Source organism: Streptomyces sp. NPDC048424, assembly GCF_040651555.1.
In the GTDB taxonomy this organism is placed as follows: Bacteria; Actinomycetota; Actinomycetes; order Streptomycetales; family Streptomycetaceae; genus Streptomyces.
Genome location: NZ_JBEZKE010000003.1, coordinates 37,953 through 63,680 on the forward strand (window position 1 = coordinate 37,953; position 25,728 = coordinate 63,680).

Annotated in this window: 25 protein-coding genes; 8 read left to right on the top strand and 17 right to left on the bottom strand. The window is 70.4% G+C overall.

Annotated features, from left to right (window positions below):
* Positions 1-70 precede the first annotated feature (70 nt).
* The 7 genes from AB0D29_RS04985 to AB0D29_RS05015 form a co-directional block, all read right to left on the bottom strand.
* Entirely contained in the window at positions 71-1,117 is a 1,047-nt protein-coding gene (locus tag AB0D29_RS04985) for a serine hydrolase domain-containing protein (protein ID WP_362852187.1), read from the bottom strand.
* Positions 1,118-1,204: 87 nt separating this feature from the next.
* Positions 1,205-2,302 (bottom strand): glycosyltransferase family 4 protein, encoded by a 1,098-nt coding sequence (locus AB0D29_RS04990; RefSeq protein ID WP_362852188.1) that lies wholly within the window; start codon positions 2,300-2,302, stop codon positions 1,205-1,207.
* Positions 2,299-2,835, bottom strand: a complete 537-nt coding sequence (locus AB0D29_RS04995) for a deoxycytidine triphosphate deaminase (protein WP_362852189.1) — start codon at positions 2,833-2,835, stop codon at positions 2,299-2,301. The genes AB0D29_RS04990 and AB0D29_RS04995 overlap by 4 nt, the downstream gene beginning before the upstream one ends.
* Complete coding sequence (dcd, locus tag AB0D29_RS05000) at positions 2,832-3,368, bottom strand: dCTP deaminase (protein ID WP_362852190.1); 537 nt, start codon at positions 3,366-3,368, stop codon at positions 2,832-2,834. The genes AB0D29_RS04995 and dcd overlap by 4 nt, the downstream gene beginning before the upstream one ends.
* A complete protein-coding gene (locus AB0D29_RS05005) occupies positions 3,365-4,585 on the bottom strand; it encodes a metallophosphoesterase (RefSeq protein ID WP_362852191.1) in 1,221 nt (406 codons plus the stop codon). The genes dcd and AB0D29_RS05005 overlap by 4 nt, the downstream gene beginning before the upstream one ends.
* Positions 4,582-5,901, bottom strand: a complete 1,320-nt coding sequence (locus AB0D29_RS05010; protein ID WP_362852192.1) for a UDP-N-acetylglucosamine 1-carboxyvinyltransferase — start codon at positions 5,899-5,901, stop codon at positions 4,582-4,584. Before AB0D29_RS05010 ends, AB0D29_RS05005 begins: the two co-directional genes overlap by 4 nt.
* A gap of 4 nt (positions 5,902-5,905) precedes the next feature.
* A complete protein-coding gene (locus AB0D29_RS05015; protein WP_362852193.1) occupies positions 5,906-6,346 on the bottom strand; it encodes an ATP-binding protein in 441 nt (146 codons plus the stop codon).
* 176 nt (positions 6,347-6,522) lie between these two features.
* Between AB0D29_RS05015 and AB0D29_RS05020 the strand changes: the two genes are divergently transcribed.
* Together AB0D29_RS05020 and AB0D29_RS05025 are read left to right on the top strand one after the other, a co-directional pair.
* Positions 6,523-7,800: a helix-turn-helix transcriptional regulator gene (locus tag AB0D29_RS05020; RefSeq protein WP_362852194.1), complete on the top strand. Its 1,278-nt coding sequence runs from the start codon at positions 6,523-6,525 to the stop codon at positions 7,798-7,800.
* The gene (locus tag AB0D29_RS05025; RefSeq protein WP_362852195.1) at positions 7,797-8,351 is read left to right on the top strand and encodes a flavoprotein; all 555 of its coding nucleotides are present in this window, start codon (positions 7,797-7,799) and stop codon (positions 8,349-8,351) included. The genes AB0D29_RS05020 and AB0D29_RS05025 overlap by 4 nt, the downstream gene beginning before the upstream one ends.
* 110 nt (positions 8,352-8,461) lie before the next feature.
* Here the strand turns inward: AB0D29_RS05025 and AB0D29_RS05030 are convergent, their stop codons facing one another.
* The 5 genes from AB0D29_RS05030 to AB0D29_RS05050 all read right to left on the bottom strand — a co-directional run bounded on the left by AB0D29_RS05030 (position 8,462) and on the right by AB0D29_RS05050 (position 13,542).
* Positions 8,462-8,845 (bottom strand): hypothetical protein, encoded by a 384-nt coding sequence (locus AB0D29_RS05030; RefSeq protein WP_362852196.1) that lies wholly within the window; start codon positions 8,843-8,845, stop codon positions 8,462-8,464.
* 113 nt (positions 8,846-8,958) lie between these two features.
* A complete protein-coding gene (locus tag AB0D29_RS05035) occupies positions 8,959-10,659 on the bottom strand; it encodes a relaxase/mobilization nuclease domain-containing protein (protein ID WP_362852197.1) in 1,701 nt (566 codons plus the stop codon).
* On the bottom strand, positions 10,656-11,051 hold the full coding sequence (locus AB0D29_RS05040) for a plasmid mobilization relaxosome protein MobC (RefSeq protein ID WP_362852198.1): 396 nt from the start codon (positions 11,049-11,051) through the stop codon (positions 10,656-10,658). Before AB0D29_RS05040 ends, AB0D29_RS05035 begins: the two co-directional genes overlap by 4 nt.
* A gap of 875 nt (positions 11,052-11,926) precedes the next feature.
* Positions 11,927-12,625, bottom strand: a complete 699-nt coding sequence (locus AB0D29_RS05045) for an ATP-binding protein (RefSeq protein WP_362852199.1) — start codon at positions 12,623-12,625, stop codon at positions 11,927-11,929.
* Positions 12,622-13,542 carry a hypothetical protein gene (locus AB0D29_RS05050; RefSeq protein WP_362852200.1) on the bottom strand — a complete coding sequence of 307 codons (921 nt, stop codon included), beginning with the start codon at positions 13,540-13,542 and terminating at the stop codon, positions 12,622-12,624. The genes AB0D29_RS05045 and AB0D29_RS05050 overlap by 4 nt, the downstream gene beginning before the upstream one ends.
* Positions 13,543-14,111: 569 nt before the next feature.
* Here AB0D29_RS05050 and AB0D29_RS05055 point away from each other — a divergent pair.
* From AB0D29_RS05055 to AB0D29_RS05065, 3 genes are all read left to right on the top strand, one after another.
* Positions 14,112-14,363 (top strand): helix-turn-helix transcriptional regulator, encoded by a 252-nt coding sequence (locus tag AB0D29_RS05055; protein WP_362852201.1) that lies wholly within the window; start codon positions 14,112-14,114, stop codon positions 14,361-14,363.
* A gap of 139 nt (positions 14,364-14,502) precedes the next feature.
* The gene (locus AB0D29_RS05060; RefSeq protein WP_362852202.1) at positions 14,503-14,874 is read left to right on the top strand and encodes a helix-turn-helix domain-containing protein; all 372 of its coding nucleotides are present in this window, start codon (positions 14,503-14,505) and stop codon (positions 14,872-14,874) included.
* A gap of 58 nt (positions 14,875-14,932) precedes the next feature.
* Positions 14,933-16,192, top strand: a complete 1,260-nt coding sequence (locus AB0D29_RS05065) for a site-specific integrase (protein ID WP_362852203.1) — start codon at positions 14,933-14,935, stop codon at positions 16,190-16,192.
* On the opposite strand, the gene AB0D29_RS05070 is transcribed toward AB0D29_RS05065, so the two are convergent.
* From AB0D29_RS05070 to AB0D29_RS05080, 3 genes are all read right to left on the bottom strand, one after another.
* On the bottom strand, positions 16,177-16,761 hold the full coding sequence (locus AB0D29_RS05070) for a hypothetical protein (protein WP_362852204.1): 585 nt from the start codon (positions 16,759-16,761) through the stop codon (positions 16,177-16,179). The genes AB0D29_RS05065 and AB0D29_RS05070 overlap by 16 nt on opposite strands.
* An 81-nt stretch (positions 16,762-16,842) precedes the next feature.
* The gene (locus tag AB0D29_RS05075) at positions 16,843-17,325 is read right to left on the bottom strand and encodes an SMI1/KNR4 family protein (RefSeq protein ID WP_362852509.1); all 483 of its coding nucleotides are present in this window, start codon (positions 17,323-17,325) and stop codon (positions 16,843-16,845) included.
* Between the two features lie 375 nt (positions 17,326-17,700).
* Positions 17,701-18,870, bottom strand: coding sequence for a magnesium and cobalt transport protein CorA (locus AB0D29_RS05080; RefSeq protein ID WP_362852205.1), 1,170 nt, complete (start codon positions 18,868-18,870; stop codon positions 17,701-17,703).
* Between the two features lie 141 nt (positions 18,871-19,011).
* Between AB0D29_RS05080 and AB0D29_RS05085 the strand changes: the two genes are divergently transcribed.
* Together AB0D29_RS05085 and AB0D29_RS05090 are read left to right on the top strand one after the other, a co-directional pair.
* Positions 19,012-20,145, top strand: coding sequence for a winged helix DNA-binding domain-containing protein (locus AB0D29_RS05085; RefSeq protein ID WP_362852206.1), 1,134 nt, complete (start codon positions 19,012-19,014; stop codon positions 20,143-20,145).
* 145 nt (positions 20,146-20,290) lie between these two features.
* The gene (locus AB0D29_RS05090) at positions 20,291-21,982 is read left to right on the top strand and encodes an AMP-binding protein (RefSeq protein ID WP_362852207.1); all 1,692 of its coding nucleotides are present in this window, start codon (positions 20,291-20,293) and stop codon (positions 21,980-21,982) included.
* A 113-nt stretch (positions 21,983-22,095) separates the two neighbouring features.
* Here the strand turns inward: AB0D29_RS05090 and AB0D29_RS05095 are convergent, their stop codons facing one another.
* Both AB0D29_RS05095 and AB0D29_RS05100 read right to left on the bottom strand, forming a co-directional pair.
* A complete protein-coding gene (locus tag AB0D29_RS05095) occupies positions 22,096-22,584 on the bottom strand; it encodes a glutathione peroxidase (RefSeq protein ID WP_362852208.1) in 489 nt (162 codons plus the stop codon).
* A gap of 84 nt (positions 22,585-22,668) precedes the next feature.
* Positions 22,669-23,586: a hypothetical protein gene (locus tag AB0D29_RS05100; RefSeq protein ID WP_362852209.1), complete on the bottom strand. Its 918-nt coding sequence runs from the start codon at positions 23,584-23,586 to the stop codon at positions 22,669-22,671.
* A gap of 266 nt (positions 23,587-23,852) precedes the next feature.
* Here AB0D29_RS05100 and gcl point away from each other — a divergent pair, with 266 nt between their 5' ends.
* Positions 23,853-25,640: a glyoxylate carboligase gene (gene gcl / locus AB0D29_RS05105; protein ID WP_362852210.1), complete on the top strand. Its 1,788-nt coding sequence runs from the start codon at positions 23,853-23,855 to the stop codon at positions 25,638-25,640.
* Positions 25,641-25,728: the final 88 nt, after the last annotated feature.

A 25,728-nucleotide genomic window follows, 5' to 3' on the forward strand; every position in this document is an offset into this window, starting at 1 on the left:
AGCCGCTGTCGCTCGCACGGCGGGGCGTCTTGCACACATGAAGGGCGACGGTGGGCGCAAGCGGTGGCGATCAAGACTGCGCTGGGTAAGTAAGCGCGGTGCTACGAAAGCCGTTCCGAATCGCTGTCAGGGGTTCCCGATCGCGGTTGAAGCGGAGCTTGTTGGTGAGGAGGACGGCCCAGCGGTCCTGGGCTGGGCTGATCCACATACCCGTGCCGGTGAAGCCGTAGTGGACCCAGAGGTCTTCGGCCGCGGTGGTGCCGGGGGCAGGGTGCCAGAAGAGGCCGCGGGTGGGGGTTAGGTCGCCAGTCTCGATGCGGAGGGATCCCTTGATCCAGGCTGGGCCGAAGGCTGCTTGGGTAGGGACGAGCATGTGGCGAAGGAAGCGGGTGAGGTCGTCGAGGACCGAGAAGGTGCCGGCGATGCCGCAGACGCCCTCGAGGAGGCGGGCGGAGAAGTCGTGGGCGGTGCCCTTGAGGTGGGTGTCGGTGGTCTCGTCGTACTCGGTGGGGGCGCAGCGGGCCGCCTCGGCATCGGGGAGGGGGCCGAAGCGGGTCTGCGTCATGCCTAGGGGGTGCCAGACGCGGTCGGTGGCGAGCTGGTCCAGGGGCTGGCCCGAGAGGTGCTCGGCGAGGTAGCCGAGGACGAGGGCGGCTCGGTCGGTGTACTCGACGGCTTCGCCCGGCGGACGGTGGAGGGCCTCGTGGAGGACGCCGTCGCGGATGTCCTGGGGGTCGGTGCCGTAGAGGTTCTTCAGGTTGGCGCGCAGCGGCAGGCCGGCGGTGTGGGTGAGGAGGTGGTGGGCCGTGGTCTGGGCGAGGGGGTGGCCTGCTACTTCGTCCCAGAAGGCGCCCAGCGGGGTGTGGAGCTGGAGCTTGCCCTCTTCGACCAGGGTGCCGATCGTGGACCAGACGGCGAGGATCTTGGTGAGGCTGGCCACGTCGAAGACGGTGTCCAGCCGCATCGGCTCGTCCGGGTGGTCGGGGTCTAGGAGGCCGACGGCTCCGCTGGCCTGGATGCCGTCGGCGTTCCCGACCGCCCACACCGCACCGGGGTAGACCTCGTCGCGTACGCCGGTCTGGAGGAGGTCTTCGATCCGGTCGGTGATGTGGGTCATGGTCTCCCGATCGTCGTGGGCCGCGGGTGGTCCACTGGCCAGGTTAGTGACGCGGCCCGGGCGGTGCCGACTGCGCCACGGGTGGTGTCAGGCGAGCCGCCGGCCGAGGTCGGCGATGGCCGTGGCGGTGGTGCTGAGGGGGAAACGGGCGGTGTTGGTGCGGCCGGATGCCCGGAGCATCTCCAGGAGGCCGGGGGTGGTGCGCAGGCGGTGGAGGTCGTGGGCGGCGGTGGCGGGGTTGGTGAAGTCGGTGGCCAGACCGGTGCCGGATAGGGCTTCGCTGAGTCCGGGGACGGGTTGGTAGAGGACGGGGAGCCCGCAGGCCTGGGCTTCGAGGGCGACGAGGCCCATGGCCTCCAGGGTCGTGGAGGGCACGGCGAGTACGTCGTGGTCGGCGAAGGCCTTCCACAGTTGGGCGCGGCGGAACCAGCCGAGGTAGCGGACGTGGACGCCGAGCTGGCGGATGACCGGGGCGAGGTCGAGGAACTGGGCGCGCGGGGCGGCGATGCTCAGCTCGACCGAGCGGGTGGCCGCGACGGCTTGGAGGAGGGGTTCGAGGCCCTTCTCGGAGCTGAGGCGGCCTGCGAAGAGGATCCGCAGGTGGCTGGTGGGACGTCGGGCGGGCCGGGGCGGTGGGCCGGTGAGGAGGCGGTCGGGGATGCCCCAGGGGATCTTCTCGATCTTGTGCCTGTCGGTCTTGGGGGCGAGTTTGAGCAGGCGGTCGGCCATGGCGCCGGTGGGGACGACGATCGCGTCGGCAGCGGAGGCTGTCTCGCGGAGAACGCGCAGCTGCGTGGTGTGGTTCTCGGCGTGCAGGAGGTCGGTGCCGTGGACGAAAGCGATCCGGGGGTGGGCGGGTAGGGCCCGCAGGAGGGCGGGAGTGGCGCCGAAGGCCAGGTGGTGCAGGTGCAGCACGCTGATCTGGTGCGGGTCGATGGCGGCCGTCATGGCGTGGCGCAGGTTGGTGACGTACCGGCTGAAGGCGTGGCCGTCGAGGCACTTGCCGGATGCGTGCAGTAGGTCGATGCCGGCTGGGGGGTGGGGCCGGGCGCCGTTGGGGGCGAGCATGAAGGCGCGGGCGGGGATCGCGGGTTGGGTGCCGGCGTAGAGGTCGAGGAAGAGTTCGACGCTTCCGCCGGGGCTAGGGAACGGCAGGTCGAGGGCGGTGGCGACGACGCGGTTCACCGGCGGCCTCCGGGGTTCTCCTCGTAGAGGCGGGACGTCTCGATGCCTTCGCTGGTGCGGTACTTGAGGCCGTGCTGCTGGTAGCTGGCCGGGGAGCCGTGGGTGCGGAGGAAGACGAGCTTGCCGAAGGTCATGCCGGGCCGGACGCGCACGGGGCGGGTGGCTCGGATCTCCAGGGTCCAGCGGATCGCGTGGCCCTGGTGTCCGAGCGGGGCGGAGACGTGGACCCAGATGCCGAGGGAGCCGGTGGTCCGGTCGCCGTTGAGGAGCTGGGCGTAGGCCTCGGAGCCCGTGCGCTCCAGGGTGTGGCCGAGGTAGAGGTTCCCGGGCTCCAGGACGTACCCGTCGTCGGGGAGGGTGAGTTCGGAGAAGGCGGTGGAACTGGCGGCGTCGAGGTCGCCCTCGCAGACGCGGAGCGTGCTGCCCAGGCGCCAGTCGTACGCGTTGGGGGATACGCGGTCTGGGTCATACGGGTCGATGGTGATGCGGCCCGCCTCGCGGGCGGCGGCGATGGCTGGTCCGGTGAGGATCACGAGGTCAGCGCCGTGGCGTCGAGGTCGCGCCAGTACGAGGAGGGCTGGGGCCCGGAGGCCGCCTGGTACTTGCCCTCGTACAGGTCGATGGCGCCCTCGGAGACGAAGAACATGATCTGCCCGATCTTCATCCCGGCGTAGACGCGCACGGGGCGGGTCGGGGTGAGCATCAGTGTCCACTGGCCGTGGAAGCCGATGTCACCGATGGGTGCGGTGATCTCGACGAAGAGTCCCAGTCGGCCGACGGATGAGCGGCCGAAGAGCAGGGGGACGAAGAGGTCGGATCCCACCTCCTCCAAGGTGTGGCCGAGGTACAGCTCGCCGGGCTGCAGGACGTGGCCGTCGTCGCCGATCTCCGTGCGGCGGGTGGGGTTCGGGCGGTGGGTGTCGAGTACCTGGTCGGTGTAGGTGAGCAGGGTTCCGCCCAGGCGGACGTTGTAGCTGTTCGGGTTGATCTGGGTCGCCGTGAAGGGGGAGATGCGCAGCCGTCCGTCCTTCGAGGCGGAGGTGATCTCGGGTCCGGTGAGGATCACTGGTCGTCTCCGTTGGTCAGGATGCTCCTGATCGCCGAGCCGAGGCTGAGGCCGGCGGGGTGGGCTCGGCTGCCGAGACAGGTGTCGGCGAGGTAGTCGGTGGTCAGCAGGCTCGTCAGCCCGGCGGGGAGCGGATCGGGGGAGGTGATCAGGGGGCCTGCCCGCTCGGTGAGGTGAGTGAGCAGGGCGGCGGGGTCCTTCCGGAAGGCCGGCGCGACCTGGGCCTCGACCAGCTCGTTGTCGAACGGCTCGATGGTGAGCAGATCCCCGGTGGTGAGGACTTCGCCGAGCAGCGTCGTGCGCACGGCGGTCTCGTTGAGGACGACCGCCTCGCTGCCCAGCCTGCTGCACGACCGGTCGGCCAGCTCGCGGAGCAAGGCGCGACGGTCGAGCGGCCTGCTCCGATAGGCCGCGACGAGACGACCCAGCGGCTCGGCCAGCTGCGCGTGGACGGAAGCGATCTGTTCACGGACGGATTCGAGCCCGGGCGGCAGGACGGACTCTCTGGTGTCAGGGAAGCGGGCGGTCCGTCCGACCCAGCCTTCGGGGGAGCGCTCGGCGACTGCGTAGCCGACGGCGAGTTCCTGGCCCTTGAGCACGAGGGTGCTGCCGACCCGTTCGGGTCCGGTGTGTTCGCTGTGGCAGTGGCCTGCGAAGACCACGTCGAGGAAGGGGCACGCCTCGGCGAGCCGGAGGTCCTGCTCGAAGCCGGAGTGGCTGAGGAGGACCCAGGAGTCGACCTCGTGGTGGTGCGCGAGCATCAGCTCGCGCAGAGCCTGGACCGGGTCGGTGACGCGGTGGGCGGACCGCTGCCTGGCCGGGATCGAGTTGAACGCCTGCAGGCCGATCACTGCCGTGACGGCCGTCCGCCGGCCCGCGATGTCCACGATGCGCAGACGACGGAAGAGCGCGTTGCCGGTGGAGTCCTCGACGACATTGGCGCATACGGTCCGCGCGTGGAGGCTCGGCTCGAAGTAGTGCGGCCAGCCGTGGTTGCCGGGAGCGACGACGTCGTACAGGGCGAGCAGGATGTCCCGTTCGGGCGCGCCCCGGCCGAGGCGGTAGTACCCGGTGCCCTCGAAGAAGTCGCCGCAGTCCACCAGCAGGCTATCCGTGCGTGCCTGGTGGAGGTGCGCGAGCAGCGGGTCGCCGGCGCCGAGGGCGGAGTGGACGTCGGTGGTGGCCATGATCTGTCGGAGAGAACGGGCCGTCGTCATGGCGAGACCTCGCAGATGTCGGCGCCGAGGTGGAGGAGCTTGCCGGGCAGGTCGGCGTGGCCGCGGCGGAGCTGGTCGACTCCGCCGAGGGTGGTGATGCCGCGGGCGGTCAGCGCGGCGACCATGAGGGCGGAGCCGGTGCGGATGTCGGTGGCCTCCACCCCGGCTCCGGTGAGGCGCTGCGGGCCGGTCAGCCGGCATTCGGTGGGGGAGATCTCCTCGATCTTCGCGCCGAGCCGGGCCAGCTGGGGCAGCAGGTTCCCGTGGCGGCCGGGGTTGATGGAGTCCGCGAACAGGTGCGTGCCGGGCTGGCCGAGGGCCAGCGCCATCAGGGGAGGCTCGAAGTCGGCGTCCAGACCGCCGGTGGCGAGCGTGGCGATGGCGCGAAGGGGAAGGCCGGTCGGTCGGGCGGTGCTCCCGTCGACCAGGAGGACGTCCTCCCGTACCGAGGTGGGGATGCCCAGCCGTTGCAGGGCTGCCTGCAACGGCACCACATCCCGACCTTGGACGCCCTCGATGCGCGCGTTCCCACCGGTGGCGGCGACGGCGCAGGCCAGGGTGCCTGCCTCGATCTTGTCGCCCGGAACGCGCCAAGCAGGCATCTCGGCCGGTGATGCCGGTGCCGGGCTCAGGTCCAGGACCTGTTCGCCGGCTCGGGCCTCCCATCCCGCCGAGCGCAGGGCGTCCAACACGGTGAGGACCTCCGGCGACAGGTTCGGCCGAGCGAGGCGCAGCGCACGGCCTGCGACGACCGCACGCAGGACGGCGACGACCGTCGCACCGCGCGACCGGTAAGGCAACGTGTGGGAGACCGTGTCGGTGGTGGGTCGACCGGCCTCGACGTCATAGCCCTCGTCATGAACGGTTGCGCGGTCGCCGAACGCCTCGTACACCTTGAAGTGAAGGTCCATGCCGCGCTCCCCGATCCGGCATCCTCCGGGCCAGGGCAGCCGGGCGTTCGCCTGTAGGGCGAGGAGGGCGGGCACCAGGTAGTACGACGCGCGGATCCGTGCGGCCGGGGCCAGGTCGAGTTCCGTGGGTACGGCGTCAGGGGGCATGATCACCACGCTGTCGGGCCGTCCCACGACCCGGGCGACGTGCCAGCCCGCCCCTTCGATCAACGTGAGCATCCAGTGGACGTCGGCGCTGGCGGGGACGTTCTCCAGCTGGACGGTCCGGCGCACGGCTGCCGCGGCGGCCAGCAGCGGCAGGGCGGCGTTCTTGGAGCCGTCGACGGCGACCGAACCGGAGAGGGGACTCCCGGGACGTACGGCGATGACCTCCGCGGTCGTCGCAAGAGCTCGATGGGGTGCCATGCGTTCAACTCCTTTGCAGGGGAGGTTGCGTGATGGACGACGTGACCGAGGTGGTTGCGGACAGATCGAGCTCGGCCCAGCAGGACTTGCCGTCGGAGCTGTGGTCGACGCCGTGCCGGTCGGCGAGGGCGTCGATGATCAGCAGGCCGCGGCCGTTCTCGGCGTCCGTACGAGGTGGGCGTGCGTGGGGAAGGACGGAACTCCGGTCGCGGACCTCGAAGCGCAGTCGGCTCCCGCGCAGGCGAGCGGTTACGGAAGCAGCTTCGCTTCCCGTGTGCTGAACGGCGTTCGACAGCAATTCGCCGAACACGACCTCTGCCGTGCACATGCCGTCGGTGCCGATGGCCGGGCGCCAGCCGCTGATCTCGTTCATCACCTGGTGCCGGGCACGAGCGGCGCCCTCGGGCGTACTCGTGACGGTCAGCGTGATCTCGTGCACTTCCATGAGCAGCCTCCTGGATGGGTGCGGTTCCACCAGGCAAGCGGGTCAGGAGACGGCTGCGCGATGTGTCGGGCAGCCCCTGCATCGTTCATGCACGTTGTGCATGGCGGGCAAGTTCGTTGGAGCTAGGCTCGGTTGAACAGGCAGGATCGGTCTCGGCAGAAGGGGCCGTGGCGGAGATGGTCGACACACAGGGCGAGGCTCACCGGATCGGTGAACTGATCCGCCGGGCTCGGGTCTTACAGGGCCGCTCACAGGCGGACGTGGCCGGTGAGCTGGGATACCACCAGTCGAAGATCAGCCGGCTGGAGGGCGGACGCGGGACGGACGACATCCGGGTTCTGCGCGAAGTCGGCCGAGTCCTGCGCATTCCCCCGGCCCGACTCGGTCTGGCGGAGGGCGCCCCGGAAGCCGATCCCCACGATCCGGAGACAGAGGAAATGCTGCGCCGTCGTACCTTCCTTGCTGCCAGCGTCACCGCGCTCACCGCCTCGGTCGCGCCGACGGCTGCGCACCCCGCGCTCGTCCAGGCACTCATGCCCGGGATGCCGGCGGCTCCGACGGCGGAAGCGCCGGAGTCCGGGGAACTACGGAACCGGGCAACGGCCATCCGGCGCCTCTGGAGCACGTGCGACTACGCGGAGCTGGAGCGGACCCTTCCCGGCCTGATCACCGACCTCCGCCACTGCATCGCCGATTCCCCGCAGGCCGAGGAGCTTCCCCGCTTCCTGGCCACGGCCTACCAGACCTCGGCCAGCCTCCTGCTGAAGCAGGGAGACCCCGGCACGGCGTGGCTCGCCGTCGGGCGGGCGATGGCCGAGGCCGAACGCTCGGGTGATCCGCTCGTCCTCGCCGCCAGCGTCCGCCTCCACGCGCACGTCCTGGTCCGCGAACGGCACGCCGGCCAGGCCGTCGCGCTGATCAAGCACACGGCCTCCCAGCTCGCGGGTGCGTACGACCGGCAGCCCCGCCACCACCTCTCCGTGCTCGGGTTGCTGCTACTGCGCGGAGTCACGGCTGCCAGCAGGGCCGGGGACCGCGTCGCCACCGCAGAGTTCCTGGCCGAGGCCAAGGAGGTGGCGAAGTACGTCGCCCTGGACCACCCCGACGCCTGGGCCGACTTCAGCCCCACCAACGTGGCCCTCCACGAGGTCAGCGCGGCCGTGTCCTTCGGCGACGCGGGCGTCGCCATCGACATCGCCCGTCCGCTCATGCGCCGCCACATCCCGGTTCCCGAGCGCCGTGCCGCCCTGTGGGTGGAAGCCGCCCGTGCCTACGCGCAGCAGGGCCGTCTCGCTGACGGCCTCCAGGCCCTGCGGATCGCGGAGACCTGCGCGGCCCAGGACGTACGGCGGCCGGCCGTCCGGGACCTGGTCGCCGACATGGCGGCCCGCGACCGTCGGCGTACGCTGCCAGAGCTCCACCACTTGAGCCGCCGACTGGGAGTACCCGCGTGACCGAGCCGCAGCGCAAGCCCTTCCTGTACGTCGTCGCCTGCGCGGCCGGGATCGCGGGCGACGTCGGGAAGCTGATCGACGCCGCGCACGGGCGGGGCTGGGACGTCGGCGTCGTCGCCACCCCGCAGGGGCTTTCCTTCCTCGATGTTTCCGAGATCGAGGACCGGACCGGTTACCCCGTCCGCTCCACCTGGCGCGGGCCCGGGGACGCACGGTCCTTCCCGCCCGCCGATGCGATCGCCGTGGCCCCGGCCACCTTCAACACGGTCAACAAGTGGGCGGCCGGCTTCGCGGACAACCTCGCCCTCGGCATCCTCTGCGAGGCCCCGGGCATGGGCATCCCCACCGCAGTCCTGCCCTACGTGAACACCGCCCTGGCGGCCCACCGCGCGTACCAGCGCAGCCTCGCCGAGCTGCGCGAGATGGGCGTCCTGGTCGGTAGCTACGAGCCGCACCGTCCGAAGTCCGGCGGCGGTGCCGACCGCTTCCGCTGGGAGGAAGCCGTGGAGCTCCTGGCTCCGCTGCTGGCGGCAGGGGCCGCCCACCACTGATCCCGCGACTGCCAGTGGGTAAGGCCTGCCGGCCTTGCACATCGCGAATGCTTGCGACCGGTGAGCGGGAGGTACCCAGTCGCCGGTCGCAGGCTGCTGTTCCGGGCCCGTCAGTCCTCGTAGGGGAGGTAGACGACGCCGTCCGGAGCGGCTATGGCGCACAGGCGCTCGTACTCGGCGCGGTCTTCCTCGGCCATGTGCGGGAGTACGTCCATGACCATGCGGGCTTCGGGGTGCCGGGCGAAGTACGAGAGAAGGAGCTCGGTGAGGGCCGCCACAGCATTGTCCTGTTCGCGGACGGCCGCGGCGTTGCGGGCACTCAGTGCGGCCATGGCTTCGACTTCGGAGCGCGTGGCCTGGAAGGCGGTCGCCTGTTCGGCCCGGGTGAAGGGGCGCCCGTCACTGTGGGACCAGGTGTTGGTGTCGGGCCGGAGCTTGAAGTCCGAGTCCATCAGCAGGGCGATGATTTCGATGCGCAGTTCGGTTTCGGGCATGTGAGGGTTCCTTACGGGACGGGGGTTGGTGGTGATGTTTTCAATGCTCCGGAAAATCCCCGGTTTGGCTGACCGGGGATCGTCGGCTATGTAGGGACGGACGCGTTCTGCCGTCAGCGCCGGCGGGATGCGCTGTTCGCGGCCTTCAGAGCCGGTTGTGTGGTCGGCGCGTGCCGAGGGATCGATGCCGCAGGGTCGGCAGGCAGGTGCGCGAGACGGCGGAGCCGCCAGACGAGGACGTCGCTGACGGACGTGGCGCTGTCCAGCTCCCGGTGCCGTGTGGCTTCGGTGAGGAGGGCGGTCGGGTCGTGGCCTGCGGCCTGGGCGTCGGCGAGCGTGGCCGCCAGGGCGGGCCAGCCCGGCTCGGTCAGGACTTGTTCGGCAATCTCGGGCAGCGTCTGGCGTAGGACGGCTGCCTGCCGTCGCTGCAGTGGCAGAGCGCGGCCTCGCTGGTGGAGCACGGACATCGGCTGGGCGGCCGCGATCTCGTAGGCGGCACGGAGGTGTTCGGCGGCCAGGCGGGCGGCTTCGGCCTGCTGGGCGTGGTTCCTCCTGGCGTGCCAGTTCGCCGCCGCGGTGACGAGGAAGAACGCGGTGTCGATGAGCATGGCGGTGGTGGCGCCGTCCTCTCCGCGGCCGACGGCCGGTCCGCTGTGGACGAGGTCGTACGCGGCCTGGCGTAGGGCATGGTCGAGCCCGCGTACGGCGCGGACGTGGGAGCGCGTGGCCCGCTCGAACGTGAAGGCTGCATCGCGGAGTTCTCGTCGGGTGTGGGCGGCGGAGGTCTCGGCGAGCGCATCGAGGACCTCGCCGGCAGCGGCGATCTGGGCTGCTGCCGTGCCGTCGTCGCCGTGATCGATGAGCAGCAGTGCCTGCCAGGTCGCCGTAGTGGCGCGGCGGCGGGCGTACGCCGGGCCGGTCACCGGCGGGAGGGCGGGCTGATCTGGTGATTCGCCCTCGTCCGAGGAGGGCTCCGCCGGTTGGGTCCAGCGTTCGCGGATGCGGGGCAGGGAGAGGTCGGGGGCGAGTTTGGATCCCGAGTAGAAGACGGGTTCGCCGTTCTTGTTGCGGTCGTCGTGCAGGGCCACGGTGTAGCCGAGGAGGTCCCCGGACGGTGCCACGCGTCGGTTTACGAGGAGACCGGCACGGGTGAGCCGGCCGAAGAACTCCTCCTCGCTCCGGGCGCCGGACGCCGCGTGCCGGACGCTCTCGCGCAGTTCCTCCCTCGGAGTGCGTTCCCGCTGGTGGCGGTCGGCTTTGTGGCGTTCGGCGCTGGTGGGGCGCTGGGCTGCGGTTCCGTCACCGGTAGAGAGGCGGCGCAGGCCGTAGTCGGCCTCTATGAGACGGGCTTCGGCCTGGGAGCGCTTGGCTTCGTTGTGGCGGCGGGGCCGGCGGCCGTCCTCGCGGACGGTGGTGGCGATGATGTGGATGTGGTCGTCGGCGTGGCGGACGGCTGCCCAGCGGCAGGCGGCGGTGTCGCCCTCGGGGGCGATGCCGGTGGCGGCAACCATGCGGCGGGCGATGTCGCCCCACTGCTCGTCGGTGAGGATCGGGTCCTCGGGCGCGGCGCGTACGGACAGGTGCCACACGTGCTCGGTGGGGCGTCGTGACTTGGGCAGCGCTTCGACGGGCTGGTCAAGGAGCCTTTGCAGGTCCGTGTAGGTGGCTCTCGGGTTGCGTCCGGGGTCGGGAACGAGGCTGTCCCAGGCCGCCACGAGGTGCGGGTCGGTGTGTTCCTCGTGGGTGCCGGGGCCGTAGAGGTAGCGGATCAGGCCGATGGTGCGGGTGCCCATCTTGTGGAGGCGGGGGATCATCCGGCGGGGGTCTCCGTCTCGACGTAGCGCTGGGTGAAGTCGTCCACTCGCTCGGCGGTCCGCTGGACGGCGTCGAGGACCGCTTTGGCGTGCGGGGCGTCGGCGCCGGAGTTCAGGACGGTGGTGACCTGGTTGAGGTTGTGGCCGATCTTGCCGAGTGCCCGGCGCAGCGCGAACAGCTCTCTGACCATCTCCCGGTGGGTGGCGATCTCGGCTTCGGTGTGTTCGAGGTCGCGTGCGGCCTTCAGGGCGGAGTGGGCGAGGAAGCCGGCGATGCTCATGTGGCAGGCGGACGCGGCGTGGGTGAGGAGCGTGAATTCGTCGTCGTTCATGCGGCAGCTGGGCTGGTGCATGCGCTTCTTCTCGGCGGGCAGGCGCTCACGCTGGCGCACGTGCGATGTCGTTGGGGCGGTGTGCGTGCAGCGGGGGGTGTGGCAGGTGTGCTGTCCCGCCGTTTCGTGGTGCGGTCCGGCTTCGGCGGCATCCCGAAGGACCGGCGCCCCCCGGTGCCGGTCCGCTCCCGCCACCCCTGGGGCGGGGGAGCCCAGAGCATTGCTCCCGACGGGAGCAATGCTCTGGGTACAACTTGCTCCTCCTGAGGTGGGGAGCGAGGTCATGTGCTCGTCGTGGCTGGGACGGTCGTGCTGTGGGTTGTGCATGCGTGTCCTTGAAGAGGTAGCGGCTGGTCATGTGAAGGGGCAGTTGGGCGGGGTCGACCGCGAGGGGACCACTCGCTGATGACGCGCGACGATGCCGGGGCTGTGCGGGGACCGGAGCGGACGGGGACGGTCCCCGATTCGGGAGGCGCTCGGTCCCCAGCGGAATGGGCGTGGGGACCGGTCCCGTCTCGGTCCCCGTAGTCGTGGGTGGGGACGGTCCCCGACGTGGACCTGACGGCACCCGAACCGTTGCAGGGCGGTCCCGGATGGTGGGGACCGTGGGGACGGTCCCCACTGAGTCGGGGGATGTCAGGGGGGTGACCTGCGTAAACAGAGTTGGGGACCGGTCCCCGTGGTGCCCGGTGCGCGTAGCGCAGCTAGGGGACGGTCCCCGATCGACGCCTGCGGTCCCCTCCTGGGGGGCCGCTATCAGGCGGTGACCGCGACGGGGACCGAGTGGGGACCGGGACGGGGACCGAGTGGGGACCGAGTGGGGACCGGAACCGGGTTGGGGACGGTCCCCGAAACTGCTCGGGTCAGGGGTTCGGGGCCCCACGATGACGGGGACCGACCTGGGTGGGGACCGACCTGGGTGGGGACCGTCGTGGTCAGGAGCCCGAGGGCTGGGCGCGTCGGCGGTCCGGGCCGGTAAGGATGACGCGGGTGGTCATCTCCGCCAGGCGGGAGGCGACGCGGTCCCCGACCGCGTCGCGGAGTTCCGCGATCGGCAGGTTGGTGGTGATCAAGGTCGGGAGCATCTCGGTGTAGCGGCGGTTGATCAGCCGGTACGTCAGCTCCTCGGTCCACTCGGACTGCTTGGCCGCGCCGAGGTCGTCCAGGATCAGCAGCGGGCACCGGCCGAGCTCCTGGATCTCCCGCTCGGGGTCGTGGTGGGGCCGGGGCCGGAGTTGGGCGTAGAGGTCGGCGGAGGTGACCGCCTGCCAGCGCAGGCGGACTCCGGCGGCCAGCAGTGAGCGGACGGCGCCGTACGCCTGGTGGGTCTTGCCGATGCCGGTGGGCCCGGCGATCAGCAGCGAGGGGCCGTAGGCGATGCCGCGGGTACCGGCCGGCCCGTTCCGCCCGGCGCCCGTGACCGCCTCTACCCAGCCCAGGACTGCGGGTTGGGTGGCGAGTGCCTCGCGGTAGCGGGGCGGGATGCGTCGGTCGGCGAGTTCCAGGGCGGTCACCGGCTCCGCCGTGGGCCCGGCGGGTGCGGTGTCGGGGTCGATGCCCTTGGCGGCGAGGATGGCCTGGAGGCGGGCTGCCAGGGCGCCGGCACGCTGGGGTTCGCGGGTCGAGGTGGTCACAGCTGGCCTCCGTAAGCGGCTTCGGCGTCAACGGGGTTGGTGTACGGCTGAGGGGCCCTACGTGCGCCCCCAGTGGCCTGGGGCGGGTTCATGGCCTCGTTGACCAGGCTGGGCAGCACGCTCGGGTGGAGGCTCTTGGCGCGCATGCGCTCGACCCCGGCCCGGACGTGCTCCGGGTCGATGCCTTCGCGCAGCAGCTTGCTGATCTCCCGGCCGACGTGGCCCAGAACGCTCTCGGGAGGACGCTTCCCGCACGCGGCGGCGTACTCGCCGACCAGATGCTGGGTCGTGACGGTCGGGGGTGGGGCGGGGGCGCTCGCGCCTCCCAACGGAGATCCTAGATCCATGATCCTAGGTCCTAGATCCGGACCGTGAGGGCTCGGCGCAGGCTCCCGCATCTCCCCATGTTGCTTCCCGGAGGGCTCATTGAAGCTGCCCTGACCTGCGGATACGGGTATCAGTGAGGTGGGAGGAGCTGTGGGTGCGAGCTCCGGGGAGGGTCCCTGATGGTGCACGGATGCCTCACGGAGCCCTCCCCGCGCCAGCGGCGAGGCTAGGGGTACCCGGCCGCCGTCGTGGTAGGGGCAGTTCGGGTGCCTGACACCGCTGGGGCGGTTGACCTTCTGGTGCTTGGAGAAGGTCACGATGTGCAGGTACCGCTTGCCGTCTTCGCCTTCGTACCGGCAGATGAGCTCATTGCCGGCGAGCTGGGTGAGGTCGTCCTCGACCTCGATCGGGCCGTGTTCGGGGCGCAGGGACCACAACAGGCCTGCGATGACGGCGGACTGGTCACGGAACCGGCCGTGGTCGTCTGCCTGGGTGAGCAGGCCGAAGAACGTCCGCTCCGCGGTGATGCTGACTGCGGCCAGCGATTCGGAGCTGAAGGCTTCCGGCTTGATGGTGCGGATGCGTGCCATGCCTATCGCCCCGCCTTCGCCTGCTGCTTGGACGGCGACATCGGGGTTGTCGGGGATGTGCGGACGGCTGCTTCGGCCGTACTGTTGGGCATAGACGTTCCTCAGATCCGTTCAGGAGTGGGCGGTTTTAGACAGGGGCTCCCATCGGCTCTCGGCGCTGCAACGCCGGGAGCCGATTCTTTTGTCAGGGGTTGCTTGTCCAAGACAGCCACACCCAGCCCGCACAAGTCCAGCGAATCAGCATTGGGAAAGCCTCAGAGCGCATCGCTGATCGCGAACGTCTTCACAGTAAGGGCGAATCCCCGGTTGACCAAAAAGTTGACGGCGTGGAAAGAGCGACGAAGATCGCACCCCGAAATACATTGACCGGGGCAGGAGGGGCGATCTATGTTTCCGCCGCCGGGAGCCGCTGATGCCGTTCCCATCCCTGTGGTCCGAGATGGGTCTTAGTTCCGCAATGGCCGCCTATGCGGGAATCGACAGTTCGTTCTCCGCGAACCGGGCCCCAAAGTCCCAATGTCTGGCTTCCGTGATTACGTGAACCCGGGAACCCGAGCTACAACAGACGCATGCCCCGAAGAGCTACGGAAATCGGTCCCGCCGGAGAACGGACCGCCCGTGCCATCGAGCGCCTGCGCACCTCGCGCGGGTTCGTCCAGCGCGAGCTCGCCGCCCGTGTCACCGAGCTCGGCCACCCCATGACCAACACCATGCTGTCCCGCATCGAACGCACCCGCCGGCGTTGCGACGTGGATGACCTCGTCGCCATCGCGGCCGCCCTCGGTGTCTCCCCGCTCGCCTTGCTCCAGCCTGTGGAGTAGGGGCCAGGGCGGGTGCGCGGTGACGCCGTCCCGGCTTATACCCGACGATCCCCGGTCAGCCAAACCGGGGATTCTCCAGACCATTGAAGTAGTCCGCTCTACCTGCCCGACGGCAAGCGGGGCGGGCTCGTCATGCCCGATGCCCGTCGCCGCAGGTTGTCGACGGAAGACCCCGAAGGTTCGATACGTGCGAAGTGTTGCTCGTGACAGTGAATTGCTGGCGAATGCCCCTACGCCTCCCCGTGTGCCGCCGCTGGGGAGGGGTTTTCTGAACGTACGTGAAGCTGCCGAACACCTGGGACTGTCGCCCTGCACCCTTTACGTGTGGCGGCACCGTCGCCAAGGCCCGCCGAGTTTTCGGATGGGGCGGAACGGACGCGTGATGTACCGGATCGAAATGCTTGACGAGTGGATCCGGGAACAGGAGCAGCTGGACTCTCGTAGCAATACCTCCCTAAGTCCGGTAAATGCCGTCCCGCAGCGTCGCACCGGGTATCCGACCGCAGCCTGACCGGTCTAACCGGCCTTGCGGCCCGCCCCACGTCCAACCCCCTACACCGAGGAATTCTTTGGCTGGCTATATCGAAGACCGCTGGATCAAAAAGAAGAAGAACCCCGTCACGGGGAAGCGCGAGCGTACGACCCGTTACGGCAAGGGGTCTCGATATCGTGTCGCCGGAATCCCGGGCGTCCGGGACATGTCGTTCGACGTGCTGGAGGATGCCAAGGGGTGGCTCCGGCGGTCCGGCACCGACAGCGAACGGGGCGAGTTCGTCGACCCGCGCGACGGCTCCATCACCTTGACGGACTTCGTCACGCGCCACTGGCGTGCCGGCGTTCGCGGTGCGCCCGGCACGGTCAAGCGAGTTGACGAGCGCGTACGACTCCACATCCTTCCGCACCTCGGTGCGGTGGCGCTGCGCGACGTGTCGGCAACCGTCCTACGCGGCTACATAGCCACGCTCGAAGGCGAGTGCTCTCCGCGGTACGCACGGCAGATCCTCACCTCGCTGTCGAACATCTTCGAAACCGCGATCGACGACAAGCGCCTCGTCCGCAACCCGATGCGGGCCAAGACGGTGCGGTGGCCGAAGGCCCCCGACGAAGATCGTGACGCGTGGCCGCTGGCAACGGCGCAGAGGGTGCGGGACGTGATCAATCCTCGCTACCGGATAGCGGTCGTCGTCGCGCTGGGGTGTGGGCTGCGCCAGGGAGAGGTGTTCGGGCTGTCGCCGAGGGACATCGACTTCGAGCGCGGTGTCATCCGGGTGCGTAGGCAGGTGCAACTTCTCTCCGGGCGGCTCTACTTCGCCCTGCCCAAGGGTGGCAAGACGCGCATCGTCGACATGCCCCGGTCGGTGGCCACGGAACTGGCCGCGTACTTCCTCGACCACCCGGCGGTCGACGTCGAGCTTCCCTGGGGCGGACCGGAGCCCGACAGGGAGAAGCAGAGCTTCCCGCTCGTCCTCACGACGACGTACGGCAACGCCATCCGCGCCAACATCTTCAACGACGAGGTCTGGAAGCCGGCCCTCGCTGCGGCCGGAGTCATTCCCGTACGGGAGAAGGGTGCGCGGTGGAAGGCTTCCCGCAAGGACGGCTTCCACGTGCTCCGGCACACTTACGCCTCGGTCCTCCTCGAAGCGGGCGAGTCCATCGTCACGCTCGCCCGGTGGCTCGGTCACTCAAGTCCGACCATCACCCTCGACCACTACGCCCACTTCATGCCGGAGGCCGGCGGCAAGGGGCGCGCGGCCATCGACGCACTGCTCGGCACGGTGCCCGAGTACGTACCCGAGGGCCTCGTCCCTTCTCAGGGCCGCGCCTGACGTCCCGCACCTACGGAGCTTGCCTGTGCCCGGCAGTGCTCCAGCCCCGCTGTCACCTCAGCCCGGCCGGGGCCGTCCTCGGCCACCAGGAGTTCCCCGGCCGCCACCATGGCCGCCCAGAAACCGGGGGGCGAGCCCCGCCCGTCCCGGAACCGCGTTCTCGCGAAGTACACGAAGACGTTCGTGAGTTCCCCGCTACGGAACCACGCGAGAAGGCTGCCGGGGAAGCCGCCGCGGGCGCCGGCCGCAGTCCCCAAAAGGTCGCGGATCCGCTCCTGGTGAGCGTCCAGCACCCGGTCCACGACGAACACGTCCACGAAGGCCAGAACCGAGGCGACGAGGTCGTCCTCGCCCACCGCGAACTCCTCGAAGAGGGGGCGAGCCTCGCGGATTCGGGTTTCGGCGTCAGTCCGGGGGACTCCAAGGGCCAGACACACGACCAAGGCGGAGGCCTCCCAGTCGCTGTTGCGCGCGGCCAGTGCGACGAAGACCTCTTCGGCGTTCCGTCCGACGGCCAGCATCGCGCGGGCCTCCAGGACCAGTTCGTCCTCGTCTTCCTCATGACTCATGGCCAGAGGCTACAGAGCTGTTCGAATGCGGCGGGCGCGGCCCGGGGCGCGGACGAATATCCGCAAACGACCGCGCCGGGTTCAGCGGCAGAGTTCCATGATGGTGTCGTCGAAGTCGGGGAACTCCTGGGCCGCCAACTCGATCACGGTTGCCGCCGACAGGCGCTGGTGCGGTGCGAAGCTTTCGGCGATGGCCGCCAGCTCCGGATTCGGCTGCGCCTTCCAGTCGGGCTCGTAGGAGGTGGCGGCTTCCCAGGGGCCGAAGCCGTCGGCCAGGAGCCACAGGAAGTCGCCCAGGTCGCGGGCGACGACGCCGGTCTCTCCCTCCGAGCCGAGGAAGACCACGGGCTGCTCGGCCAGCGGCCGGCCGGGACGGACGAGCCAGATCGCCGCGTACCCGCCGGTGCCGTCCTGTCCGAAGACGCGGAAGTCGTTGCCGTCCAGTTCGCTGTTCCCGGTCCACGCCTGGAACCAGTCGGTGGTCTCGGCAGCGGACAGGAAGGCCGGGAAGGGTTCGAAGTCGACCCCGGTCTTCCCGTCGGCGTAGTCGAATCGAATGGCCATCGCGGTGGCGAGCGCGGCGGGGAACTGGCGGTCATTAGTGGGCTTCACGGAGACAGGCTAGACAGGGCGTCGGACATCGACGCCCCACGGGCAGGGTCGTTGGAGGACTGCCGGCTTGCAGTCGTCGGGGGAGACAGGACAGGCCTGGTCGCGACAACGGGTGGCACAGCATCTGCTGTGCCACCCGTTGTCGTTACCCTCCGCAATCGCGTGCCGTCGAAGGTGGTCGGCGGTGCGGGAGGGCTGGCCCAAGGTGCGGAGGAGCGCCCGGCATCGGCGGGCCGCGGATTCTCCCCAGATTCTCCCCAGGGGGTCGTGCGGGCCACTTCTCGGCGTTCGCAGGAGCTAAGTTGATCAATGGTGCTGCTGTGTGGTCTACAGCCAGTCGCGCTTCTTGAAGATGACGTACAGGCTGACGCAGACCACTGCCATCAGCAGGATCGCGAAGGGGTAGCCGCCCGCCCACTTCAGCTCCGGCATGTCCTCGAAGTTCATGCCGTAGATGGTTCCCACGAGTGTGGGTGCAAAGAGGATGGCCGCCCACGACGAGATCTTCTTGATCTCCTCGTTCTGTTCGAAGCCGGCTTCGGCCAGGGCGCGCATTTCGGCGTTCTGTTGTTGGGAGACCAGGGTGGCGTTGACCGTCAGGATTTCGGTGAGGGCCTGGCGGAAGCCGTCGACGCGTTCGCTGGTGTGCGTGACGTGGTCGGCGACGTCGCGGAGGTAGCGCTGGAGCTCCTCGTCCGTGCCGTACTTCGCGAAGCCGGCCATCAGGGCGTGGAGCATGCCGACCAGGGGGCGGGTGGCGCGCTGGAACTCGACCATTTCGCGCGAGAGTTCGTAGATGCGGCGGGAGACCGCCGGGTCGCCGCGGAAGACCTCCGTCTCGATCTCGTCGATGTCGGTCTGGACGCCCTCGACGACCGGGGCGTAGCCGTCGACCACCGCGTCGAGGATGGCGTACAGGGCGGCCTCCGGGCCGAGGGAGAGGAGGTCCGGGTTCTCCTCCATGCGGTGGCGGACGGAGGAGAGGTCCGGGGCGCCGCCGTGGCGGACCGTGATCAGGAAGTCCGGGCCGACGAAGATGTGGAGCTCGCTGAAGTCGACCTCCTCCTGGACGTCGAGGTAGCGGGCGGCGCGCAGGACGACGAAGAGGGTGTCGCCGTAGCGCTCCAGCTTGGGGCGCTGGTGGGCCTCCAGAGCGTCCTCGACGGCGAGTTCGTGGAGGTTGAACTCCGCGGCAAGGGAGTGGAGTTCGGGCTGGGTGGGCCGGTGGAGGCCGATCCAGGCCATCCCGTCGGGCTGCTCGTGCAGCTGCCGGAAGGTGTCGGCCAGGGTGGTGGGGGAGGCGACCCGGCGGCCGTCGCGGTAGACGGCCGAGTCGATCACGCTGAGGTGGTTCGGGGGAGTGGCGGCCTCCGGCGCGGGCTGCGGGGCCGCCGGTGGCCCCGCCGGGGGTGCGGCGGCCGGGGCGGGCCCGCGCCGCCAGGGCGGGCGCTTCGCGGCGTGCGGCGGCGGGGTGCGGCGGTCTGGGCGCTCCGACATCGCAGGTCAGCTCCCGGTCGAGGTGCGTACATTGCGGGTTTCGTTCCGGCAAGGGCAGGCTATCGGGGGGAGCGGGCGTCACGTGCGCAAGGAGTGGAGTTGCGGACGGAAGCTGTCCGCAAGGGGGGCTAGCTTGTCGTCATGGCCTCCACGACGACGCATCCCGTACTCGGCACCCGCGCTCTGAACCGTGCCACGCTCGCCCGCCAGCTGCTGCTCGGCCGCGCCGAGATGTCCGCGGAGGGCGCCGTCACCCACCTGCTCGGACTGCAGGCGCAGAACGTCAAGCCGCCCTACTTCCAGCTGCACGCCCGGCTCGCCGGCTTCCGGCCCGCCGAGCTGGCCGGGCTCATGGAGTCCCGCGAGGTCGTCCGCATGGTCACCATGCGCTCCACCATCCACACCCACACCGCGCACGACGCCCTGACCCTGCGCCCCCTCGTCCAGCCCGCCCGGGACCGCGAGGTCACCTACTTCCGGAAGGGGCTCGTGGGGGTGGACCTGGACCGCCTCGCCGAACGGGCCCGCGCCTTCGTCGAGAGCGAGCCGCGCACCATGGCCGAGATCCGCGAGGAGCTGCTGCGCGAGTGGCCCGAGGCGGACCCGCAGTCGCTGTCCGTCGCCGCGCGCTGCCGGCTGCCACTGGTCCAGGTCACCCCGCGCGGGGTGTGGGGGAGCAGCGGGCAGGTCCGGCTCACCACCGTCGAGAACTGGCTCGGCCGGCCCGCCGGGGCGGCGCAGCCCGTGGACGACGTGGTACTGCGCTACCTCGCCGCCTTCGGGCCCGCCTCCGTCAAGGACATGCAGATCTGGGCCGGCCTCACCCGGCTGCGCGAGGCCTTCGAGCGGCTGCGGCCGGGCCTGGCGGTCTTCCGGGACGAGAACGGCGTCGAGCTCTTCGACCTCCCCGACGCGCCCCGCCCCGATCCGGACACCCCGGCGCCGCCCCGCTTCCTCCCGGAGTTCGACAACCTGCTCCTCTCGCACGCCGACCGCACCCGCGTGGTCGCGCCCGAGATCAAGGGCCGTACCTGGAGCGGGAACCAGGCCCACCGCACGCTGCTCGTCGACGGGTTCGTCGCCGGGCTGTGGAAGCTGGAGGGGGCGGTGCTCACCGTGGAGCTCTTCGACCGGGCCTCGAAGGCGCAGAAGGAGGAGATCGCCGCCGAGGGGGAGCGGGTGATCGCCGACATGGCGGATGGGGATGGGGACGGGGACGAGGCCCGGTCCGCCCCCGTGGCGTCCGTACGCTTCGGGACGGCGTCCCGCCGCTGACCTTCGTGGCCGCGGATGGCCCCAGGCGGCGGACGGGAGTGTCCCGGCTGGTTCCGGCTGGGACTGGCCGGAACCCCGCCCACGGTCAACTCGCGCCCGGCGTCGCACTGGTGGTCCGTACGGCGGACGCGGCACGATACCTGCCATGACGACCGAAAGTACGCAGAACAGCGCCACCGCCCAGTTCCTCGCCGCGCGGGACTTCCTGCTGGAGCGCCGCGGCGACTACGAGGCCGCCCACAGCGGGTTCACCTGGCCCCGCCCCCACCGCTTCAACTGGGCGCTGGACTGGTTCGACCACATCGCCGCCGGGAACGGAGCCGACGCCCTGCGCATCGTCGAGGAGGACGGCACCAGCGAGGCGCTCACCTTCGCCGAGCTGGCCGCACGCTCCGGCGCGGCCGCCAACTGGCTGCGCGAGCAGGGCATCGCGCCCGGCGACCGGATCCTCGTCATGCTCGGCAACCAGCGCGAGCTGTGGGAGGTGATGCTCGGCGCGATGAAGCTGCGCGCCGTCGTCATCCCCGCCACCCCCCTGCTCGGCCCGGCCGACCTGCGCGACCGCGTCGAGCGCGGCCAGGTACGCCACGTCATCGCGCGCGCCGAGGACACGGCCAAGTTCGACGAGGTGCCGGGCGGCTACACCCGGATCGCCGCCGGGCGGCAGATCCCGGCCGGCTGGCGGCGGCTCGCGGACATGCAGGGCGCGGACACCGCCTTCACCCCCGAAGGGGAGACCCTCGCCACCGACCCGCTGATGCTGTACTTCACCTCCGGCACCACCGACCGCCCCAAGCTCGTCGAGCACACGCACGCCTCGTACCCCATCGGGCACCTCTCCACCATGTACTGGCTCGGGCTGCGCCCCGGCGACGTGCACCTCAACATCGCCTCGCCCGGCTGGGCCAAGCACGCCTGGTCCAACCTCTTCGCCCCGTGGAACGCCGGCGCCACCGTCTTCGTCCACAACTACACCCGCTTCGACCCCGAGCGGCTGATGGCCGAGATGGACCGGCACGGCGTGACCACCTTCTGCGCCCCGCCCACCGTGTGGCGGATGCTGATCCAGTCCGACCTCACCCGGCTGGCCAGGCCCCCGCGCGAGGCCGTCGCCGCCGGTGAGCCGCTCAACCCGGAGGTCATCGACAAGGTCCGCGAGGCCTGGGGCATCACCATCCGCGACGGTTTCGGCCAGACCGAGACCACCCTCCAGGTCGGCAACTTCCCCGGGGTGCCGGTCAAGCCCGGCTCCATGGGCCGCCCGGCGCCCGGCTACGAGATCGTGCTGCTGGACCCCGTCACCGGCAAGGAGTCCCCGGACGAGGGCGAGCTCTGCGTGAACCTGGGCGCCCGGCCCGCCGGGGTGACCACCGGCTACCGCGACGACCCGGAGCGCACCGCCGAGGCCATGGCGGACGGGCTCTACCGCACCGGCGACATCGCCGCGCGTGACGCCGACGGGTACCTCACCTACATCGGGCGCTCCGACGACGTCTTCAAGGCCTCCGATTACAAGATCAGCCCGTTCGAGCTGGAGAGCGCCCTGCTGGAGCACGAGGCGGTCGCCGAGGCCGCCGTCGTCCCGGCCCCCGACGAGCTGCGGCTGGCGGTCCCGAAGGCGTACGTCACCCTCGCGGGCGGCTGGGAGCCCGGGCCGGAGACGGCCCGGGTGCTGTTCGCGCACTCCCGCGCGGTGCTGTCCCCGTACAAGAGGATCCGCCGCATCGAGTTCGGCGAGCTCCCGAAGACCGTGTCCGGCAAGATCCGCCGGGTGGAGCTGCGGGAGCTGACCGCGGCCGGCTCGACGGGGGAGTACGACGAGGCCGACCTGGGCTGAGCCGAGCCCGTACGGCCTCCCGTACGGGAATCCTCGTCCGTACGGGAATCTGCGTCCGTACGGGAATCCTCGTCCGTACGGGACCGCGTCCGTACGGGACCGCGGCCGAGCCCTTACGCCGGGAGGTGCGCCTCGATCGCGGAGATGACCTCGGGGGCCTCGGGCTCGGTACGCGGACGGAAGCGCGCCACGACCTCACCGGCGGGGGAGATCAGGAACTTCTCGAAGTTCCACTGGATGTCCCCCGCCTTGCCCTCCGCGTCCGGGGTCTTCACGAGCTCCTGGTACAGCGGGTGCCGGTTCTCGCCGTTGACCTCGGACTTCTCCAGGATCGGGAAGGTGACGCCGAAGCCGGCCGCGCAGAAGGTCTGGATGTCCTCGGCGTTGCCGGGCTCCTGCTCGCCGAACTGGTTGCAGGGCACGCCGATGACCGTGAAGCCCTTCTCCTCGTACTTGAACTGCAGCCGGGCCAGTCCCGAGTACTGCGGGGTGAGCCCGCACTGCGAGGCGGTGTTCACCAGGAGGATCGCCTTGCCCTTGTACGCCGCGAGGCTCGTGGGCTCGTCGGACAGGGTGGTCAGCGGGATGTCGTACAGGCTCATCGGGCTCTCCTCGGCAGGCGTAAGGAAGTAAGCAGGCAACGCCTACGAGCTTAAGCGCCCCTCCTGCGGATCTTGCCGACGAACCTAGGCCCCCGATCCGACCAGCGCGTCCGCCGGGTCGTTGACCGGCTGCGGCATCCCGGTGAGGTCCATCACGAACAGCGGTATCCCGAGATCGTCCGCACGGGTGCGGGCGTCCTCCGTGTACCCGGCGAGGGCGAAGTAGACGCTGGTCGCCGAAGCGGTGAGTCCGTTCAGCCAGACGCACTCCACCGCCCGCAGCCCGGCCGGCGCGGTGGTCGGGTCCACCTGGGCGACCAGTCCCGGAGCCCGCAGGTCCACGGCCGCCGAGGGGATCGGGCGCGCGTCGGGCTGCCGTACGTCCTGGAAACCGAGCCAGCGCAGGTACAGCGCGGCCGTGGCCACGGCGTCGCGGGCCGTACGGATGGTCACCGGCCGGAAGGCGGGCCGCGGCAGCGGAGCGGTCGGCGGCATCGGCGACGGTGGTACGTGCGCCGGCCGCCCGCCAGCGGGGCGGCCCGCCGCATCAGCGCCGCGCGGATCGGGGCCCGCGTCGTGCGGATCCGGCCGGCGCCCGGACCGGTGGCGGTCCGGGCCGCCCGGGGCCGTGACCGAGCCCGGCCCCGTACCCGCGCCGTCCCTCCGTACCCCGCCGCCAGCCTGCCCCGGCCCGGGCTCGTCAACCACGCCGGCCCCGTCCCCGGAGTCCACGCCCTCCAGCGGGTGGACCGGGATCCGCACCACCGTCCCGCACGATCCGCAGCCCAGCTCGGGCTGCGGCCACTCGCTCTCCCGCCCGCAGGCCGTGCACCGCACCGCCACCCAGCTGTCCGACCAGGTGCGGTGCGTCAGCGGCACCGGCGGCGCCGCCAGGTCCAGCGGGGGATGGACCGGGCTTCCGCAGGCACAGGGGAAGACCGGTGCGGTGTAGCCGTTGTCGCGCAGGCACGCCGGGCAGCGCACCGGTACCGCTTCCGCCATGAGACCTGGACCCCCTCGTCGCTGTGCGTACGTCCATGCTCCACCACCGGCGACCGCGGGGGCGAGGGCGCACGCCATTTCCGGGGGATTCGGGTCGCCGGATCGGTCATTTGTACAACTCACCGAGCGAGACGCGGCTTTTGGTGGGTTCCGGGGTCCCCCACCGCCTTGACGCCGACGGAGCCGCCGCTTAGCTTGTTCCGTATAGCAGAACAAAACTTCCGGATTACGGAAAAGCCTGACCGCCAGACCCGCAGGAGAACCTGATGCCTCGTATGACAGCCGCCGCCGCTGCAGTTGAGATCCTCAAGCTCGAGGGTGTCGAACAAGCGTTCGGCGTGCCCGGTGCTGCGATCAACCCGTTCTACCGCGAGCTCAAGAACGTGGGCGGGATCGCGCACACGCTGGCCCGCCACGTCGAGGGCGCCTCGCACATGGCCGAGGGCTACACGCGGGCCAAGGCGGGCAACATCGGTGTCTGCATCGGTACCTCGGGCCCGGCCGGCACCGACATGATCACCGGCCTGTACTCCGCGATCGCGGACTCGATCCCGATCCTGTGCATCACCGGTCAGGCTCCGGTCTCGAAGCTCCACAAGGAGGACTTCCAGGCCGTCGACATCGCCTCGATCGCCAAGCCCGTCACCAAGAAGGCCACGACCGTCCTGGAGGCCGCGCAGGTTCCCGGCGTGTTCCAGGAGGCCTTCCACCTGATGCGCTCCGGCCGCCCCGGCCCGGTCCTGATCGACCTGCCGATCGACGTCCAGCTGACCGAGATCGAGTTCGACCCCGAGACCTACACGCCGCTGCCGGTCTACAAGCCGCAGGCCAGCCGCGCCCAGGCCGCCAAGGCCCTGCAGTTCCTGCTGGAGTCGGAGCGCCCGCTGATCGTCGCCGGTGGCGGCATCATCAACGCCGACGCCTCCGACCTGCTGGTCGAGTTCGCGGAGCTGGTGAACGTCCCCGTCATCTCCACCCTGATGGGCTGGGGCACCATCCCGGACGACCACGAGCTGGCCGCCGGCATGGTCGGTGTGCAGACCGCCCACCGCTACGGCAACGCCACGTTCCTGGAGTCGGACTTCGTCTTCGGCATCGGCAACCGCTGGGCCAACCGTCACACCGGTTACAACCTCGACGCGTACACCAAGGGCCGCAAGTTCGTCCACGTCGACATCGAGCCCACCCAGCTCGGCAAGATCTTCGCCCCGGACTTCGGCATCGCCTCCGACGCCAAGGTCGCGCTGGAGCTCTTCATCGAGATCGCCAAGGAGCTCAAGGCCGAGGGCAAGCTGCCGGACTTCTCCGCCTGGGCCGCCTCGGCGCAGGAGCGCAAGGCCACCCTGCAGCGCCGTACGCACTTCGACAACATCCCCCTGAAGCCGCAGCGCGTCTACGAGGAGATGAACAAGGCCTTCGGCCCGGAGACCCGCTACGTCACCACCATCGGTCTCTCCCAGATCGCGGCCGCGCAGTTCCTGCACGTCTACCGCCCGCGCCACTGGATCAACTGCGGCCAGGCCGGCCCGCTCGGCTGGACCATCCCGGCCGCCATCGGCGCCGCCACCGCGGACCCGCAGACCCCGATCGTCGCGCTCTCCGGCGACTACGACTTCCAGTTCATGATCGAGGAGCTCGCGGTCGCCGCGCAGCACAAGGTCCCCTACGTCCACGTCCTCGTGAACAACGCCTACCTGGGTCTGATCCGTCAGGCGCAGGGCGGCCTCGGCATCAACTTCGAGGTCAACCTCGAGTTCGAGAACATCAACACCCCCGAGCTGGGTGTCTACGGTGTCGACCACGTCAAGGTCGCCGAGGGCCTGGGCGTCAAGGCCATCCGCGTCACCGACCCGGACAAGCTGGGCGAGGCCTTCGAGGAGGCCAAGAAGCTGGCCCAGGAGTTCCAGGTCCCGGTCGTCGTCGAGGCGATCCTGGAGCGCATCACCAACATCGCGATGAGCAAGACGGTCGACATGAGCGACGTCACCGAGTTCGAGGAGCTCGCGACCGAGCCGGGCCACGCCCCGACCGCGATCAAGACCCTCAAGGTCTGATCGGCACGCCAGGCACGCCACGCACCAGGCACGCCAGGCACGCCACGCAGTACACGGCGACCCCCGCCCCTCCGTCAGGAGGCGCGGG

Coding starts and splice junctions, on each gene's coding strand:
- AB0D29_RS05095 (WP_362852208.1), bottom strand. CDS start 22,584: ATGAGCCTGTACGACATCCCGCTGACCACCCTGTCCGACGAGCCCACG.
- AB0D29_RS05100 (WP_362852209.1), bottom strand. CDS start 23,586: ATGGCGGAAGCGGTACCGGTGCGCTGCCCGGCGTGCCTGCGCGACAAC.
- AB0D29_RS05005 (WP_362852191.1), bottom strand. CDS start 4,585: ATGACGACGGCCCGTTCTCTCCGACAGATCATGGCCACCACCGACGTC.
- AB0D29_RS05090 (WP_362852207.1), top strand. CDS start 20,291: ATGACGACCGAAAGTACGCAGAACAGCGCCACCGCCCAGTTCCTCGCC.
- AB0D29_RS05080 (WP_362852205.1), bottom strand. CDS start 18,870: ATGTCGGAGCGCCCAGACCGCCGCACCCCGCCGCCGCACGCCGCGAAG.
- AB0D29_RS05075 (WP_362852509.1), bottom strand. CDS start 17,325: ATGGCCATTCGATTCGACTACGCCGACGGGAAGACCGGGGTCGACTTC.
- gcl (WP_362852210.1), top strand. CDS start 23,853: ATGCCTCGTATGACAGCCGCCGCCGCTGCAGTTGAGATCCTCAAGCTC.
- AB0D29_RS05085 (WP_362852206.1), top strand. CDS start 19,012: ATGGCCTCCACGACGACGCATCCCGTACTCGGCACCCGCGCTCTGAAC.
- AB0D29_RS05035 (WP_362852197.1), bottom strand. CDS start 10,659: ATGATCCCCCGCCTCCACAAGATGGGCACCCGCACCATCGGCCTGATC.
- AB0D29_RS05030 (WP_362852196.1), bottom strand. CDS start 8,845: ATGCCCGAAACCGAACTGCGCATCGAAATCATCGCCCTGCTGATGGAC.
- AB0D29_RS04985 (WP_362852187.1), bottom strand. CDS start 1,117: ATGACCCACATCACCGACCGGATCGAAGACCTCCTCCAGACCGGCGTA.
- AB0D29_RS05070 (WP_362852204.1), bottom strand. CDS start 16,761: ATGAGTCATGAGGAAGACGAGGACGAACTGGTCCTGGAGGCCCGCGCG.
- AB0D29_RS05050 (WP_362852200.1), bottom strand. CDS start 13,542: ATGGCACGCATCCGCACCATCAAGCCGGAAGCCTTCAGCTCCGAATCG.
- AB0D29_RS05010 (WP_362852192.1), bottom strand. CDS start 5,901: ATGGCACCCCATCGAGCTCTTGCGACGACCGCGGAGGTCATCGCCGTA.
- AB0D29_RS05055 (WP_362852201.1), top strand. CDS start 14,112: ATGCCCCGAAGAGCTACGGAAATCGGTCCCGCCGGAGAACGGACCGCC.
- AB0D29_RS05060 (WP_362852202.1), top strand. CDS start 14,503: ATGCCCGTCGCCGCAGGTTGTCGACGGAAGACCCCGAAGGTTCGATAC.
- AB0D29_RS05015 (WP_362852193.1), bottom strand. CDS start 6,346: ATGGAAGTGCACGAGATCACGCTGACCGTCACGAGTACGCCCGAGGGC.
- AB0D29_RS05020 (WP_362852194.1), top strand. CDS start 6,523: ATGGTCGACACACAGGGCGAGGCTCACCGGATCGGTGAACTGATCCGC.